3 protein-coding genes and 1 riboswitch are annotated in these 3,811 nt (G+C 34.3%); of the genes, 1 reads left to right on the top strand and 2 read right to left on the bottom strand.

The window, feature by feature from the left end:
* Positions 1-336: 336 nt before the first annotated feature.
* Positions 337-2,163, bottom strand: a complete 1,827-nt coding sequence (locus tag V7149_RS13615; RefSeq protein ID WP_335346165.1) for an APC family permease — start codon at positions 2,161-2,163, stop codon at positions 337-339.
* A 161-nt stretch (positions 2,164-2,324) separates the two neighbouring features.
* Positions 2,325-2,469, bottom strand: a riboswitch (cyclic di-AMP (ydaO/yuaA leader).
* A gap of 156 nt (positions 2,470-2,625) precedes the next feature.
* Here V7149_RS13615 and V7149_RS13620 point away from each other — a divergent pair.
* The gene (locus tag V7149_RS13620; protein WP_335346166.1) at positions 2,626-2,751 is read left to right on the top strand and encodes a bacitracin ABC transporter ATP-binding protein; all 126 of its coding nucleotides are present in this window, start codon (positions 2,626-2,628) and stop codon (positions 2,749-2,751) included.
* Positions 2,752-3,004: 253 nt separating this feature from the next.
* On the opposite strand, the gene V7149_RS13625 is transcribed toward V7149_RS13620, so the two are convergent.
* On the bottom strand, positions 3,005-3,811 hold an 807-nt coding region (locus V7149_RS13625; protein ID WP_335346167.1), incomplete at its 5' end, for an aminoglycoside phosphotransferase family protein.

The following is a 3,811-nucleotide window of genomic DNA, read 5'->3' on the forward strand; positions in this document are numbered from 1 at the left end:
TATTCGTTAACTAATTCTGTAAACTCCATAAATTTCCTTTTTTGATCAACTTAAATTTATAACACATAACCTTCCAACTTTATTCAAGAAAATGGCCCTTTTCATGAAGAAAGACGCTTTCCTTGTTTCAGAAAAGCGCCCTTTTGTGGAAGATCAAAGGCTATTGAAACAGTTCGCTTATATTGAACTTTAGCACCGTTACCCAACCATGAACCCAGCGTTCACCACAGAATACGCAATAAAGTGCTGTTTTTACATGATAGTTCAAATAAGAAAGAGCTGCTTAAAGCAGCTCCGTTAATATCAAAGTAAGGAAGTACATGAAAGTCCTGCTCTTTATTTTTTTAAATGATAAGGTACAGTTGTAACGACCACATCTCTCCGATACAATAAGAAGGCACGAATTAGTAAGCTTGATTGGTTGTGAAGAATATTGTGCCAACCTTTTTTAGGTATAAATTGTGGAATGACAACTGTCACATTATAATTTCCTTCCCTCGCTTTATGCTCCACAGTATCAACAAATTTGGTTAGTGGGTTGATGATACTTCTATAATGAGAGTGCAGTGTTACTAGTCTTACATCAGGTTGCCATTTCCTCCATTTTTCTCCAAACTTCTTCTCGTCTTCTCTTTCAAATGCAACATATACAGCAATAATTTGTTCAGGAGAAAGCGATTTAGCATAATTTAAGGAATTCTCTACAACGTGAGTCATGCCGGCAACAGGCACTATCATAACATTACCCTCAATTTTCACAGGAGATTCACAAGTTGTAAGCCTAAGCTGGTCTCCAACAGCTTCATAATGCTTTCTAATTCGATGAAAGAGCAAGACAATGATAGGTAGAAAAATTAAGATTGACCAAACCTGTGAAAATTTTGTTAAAAAGAAAATCATTGTGACCGTAAAGCTAATAACAGCACCCGTTGTATTAATTATGAATTTTGGAATCCACCCTTTGGGCTTTTCTCGCAGCCATTTAACCATCATTCCCGATTGAGACAAAGTAAATGGGAGAAATACTCCAACTGCATAAAGTGGAATAAGATGCTCTGTTTCTGCCCGAAAAGCAAGAATTAAAATGATAGAAGCAATTCCAAGTATGAGGATCCCATTAGAATATCCTAATCGGTCTCCCCTAATCAGAAACATCCTTGGTATAAACTTATCTTTTGCGAGATTAACAGCCAGCAATGGGAAAGCAGAATAACCAGTATTTGCAGCAAGGATTAATATCAATGCTGTAGTTCCTTGAATAAAGAAGTACATGAAATTTCGACCGAAAGTTTCTTCTGCAATTTGGGAAACAACGGTTACCTCTCTACTTGGAGCAATGCCATAATAATAGGCTAAAAATATGATTCCTGAAAACAGTATCGCAAGCAAGGCTCCCATTGCCATTAATGTTTTAGCAGCATTTTTAGGAGCTGGATCTTTAAAATTGGGAATGGCATTGGATATAGCTTCAACCCCTGTTAAGGCGGAACTTCCCGAAGCAAACGCCCTTAAAAGAATAAATAAACTGATTCCCGCTACAGGTGTACCAATCGGGGTGTGTATTTCAGGTGAAACTCCTCCTGTTAGAATATTATAAATACCCACACCAATTAATATGAACATCGCTACAACGAATAAGTAAACGGGGTAAGCTAAAATTGATGCAGACTCCGTTACTCCTCTTAAATTCAAAATTGTAATAAAAATCACAAATGCAATAGCAATTTCCACATTAAAGTTATGTAAGGTGGGAAAAGCAGATGTTAGAGCATCTGTACCAGCAGACACACTTACAGCAACAGTAAGTATGTAGTCTACCAATAGCGAACCTCCAGCTATTAAGCCTGGATTTACACCTAGATTGCTCTTTGAAACCACATACGCTCCACCGCCATGAGGATAAGAAAAGATGATTTGCCTGTAAGACAATATAAGAGCTGTTAAAAGAATTAATACACCAACTGCGATAGGAATTGAATACCAAAATGCTACAGCACCTACTGTGACCAATACTATCAAAATTTGTTCAGGACCATATGCCACTGATGATAAAGCATCAGAAGAAAGGATCGCTAATGCTTTCGTTTTGTTAAGTTTCTGTTCTCCTAATTCATTGGATTTTAAAGGTCGTCCAATTAAAAGCCTTTTTATGAATGAAATCATTAATTACTCACCGCCTAAATAGTGTCAATAGGTTATATATTCCCTTATAAACAGTAATTTCTCTAAAAGAACAAAATTTTTACATGAATAAAAAAAAGTGCCTACAAGTCAGAGTTAAACAGACCTGTAGACACATCACTTTTTTGTGTCACAAGCTCCACCTTCCTTCTCATTTAACGCTTACGAGGTTAGCTGTCGGATTCGGGCCTTTGAGTAGCCCTACCTTGAAAGGATTCACCCCTTGGGTTAAGTAACAACCCACAAAAATGGTTCCCCCGTACCTAATGGTTTCAGCGATTTAGAAATTTGAAACAGTGATTATAATACTCCTGTGTTCTGCAAAAGTAAATAAATTTTATGTAAAAAGATAAAAAAACAGAAAAACGGAAATGTTAGTAACGTAGATATTAATTCATGCTTTAGAAAAATATTTAAGAGATGCAACGTCAAAGGAGGATTTATATGTTCAAAGACAATAGTCCCTTTTTATCTGATGAATTTTTAGATGAGTTAGCTAAAGAAATTAACCAGCAATATGGGGGTCAAACAAATGAACAAAATGTGGAACCCATTAGTAATGATGAGTAAAATACAAGTCTTCCCTAAAAAGGTATCCCATAATTATTGAACATCAGACCGCATTGTGTGCGGTTTTTTTTTCTGGCCAACAAATTCAACTAACCAAACCTTTAGCTTAATAAGCCTTATTCCATTAAATGGCCNNTCAGAAAAGCGCCCTTTAACGGAAAAACATAAGAGCTTAACTGGTTAGCTAAAGTTAGAGATCAAATGCTTATACCTTATTAAGATAATCACCTTTAATTTAATAACAGGCTACTAATTATGTTTCATATAAATTTTTTAGGTAAGAAAATTTTTCAAAGGCAGTATCCCAATTGATTTGTTGATTATTTTTCACTGCAAATAATATTTCATGAAAAACTGGTTGTAATCCATAAAAGTTTTTTACTCTATTAAATAAATTCTCAGACGATTCAGGAGCGCTATACCAAGATAATACGTCCTTTGTAAATTCTGAACCAAAAGACCAATATAAACCTGCAAAATCGAAAGCAGGATCTCCTATTTGGGCATCTGTAAAGTCAATAATGCCATCAATACAGTTTTTACCCTTATTATAAATAATGTTTGAGGCAGTCAAGTCACCGTGTATTATTGATTTTTTAAAAGTTAAACTTGGAAAGAGGTCAATAAAATTAGTGAATACTTCATTAATTTCATTCTGTCGCTGGTCATTTAAAAAAGGAAATATATCATTTTTGACTGAGGAATATAAATTTTCCCAGTATTTAAGTGTATGGATTGTCTCTAAGTTAATTAGATTAGGGTTTGAAACATCAATGCTATGCAACTTCGTTAGAAAATCACCAATCAACTTGGCGTTGTTTGGATTATCTCTAAGATTGTTAATGGGATATTCACCTAAAGACTTACCTTTCAAGAAAGAATATTTAACGCCTTTTAAATCACTCCCACTGAAAACATATTCATAGTCTGGTATGCATAAAATAGGTTTTTTATATTTTAACAAATTTAGTATTTTGCCTTCATTCAATATTTTAGATAAAAGATCTTCAGATTTTGGGAATCTAAAGACTATCTCATTATTTAATATATAAATGTTATT

This window comes from Bacillus sp. JJ1503, from assembly GCF_036965125.1.
Classification (GTDB): Bacteria; Bacillota; Bacilli; order Bacillales; family Cytobacillaceae; genus Cytobacillus.

Bases quoted from the DNA above. Each gene is read 5' to 3' on its own strand.
- V7149_RS13615 (WP_335346165.1), bottom strand. From the start codon at position 2,163: ATGATTTCATTCATAAAAAGGCTTTTAATTGGACGACCTTTAAAATCC.
- V7149_RS13620 (WP_335346166.1), top strand. From the start codon at position 2,626: ATGTTCAAAGACAATAGTCCCTTTTTATCTGATGAATTTTTAGATGAG.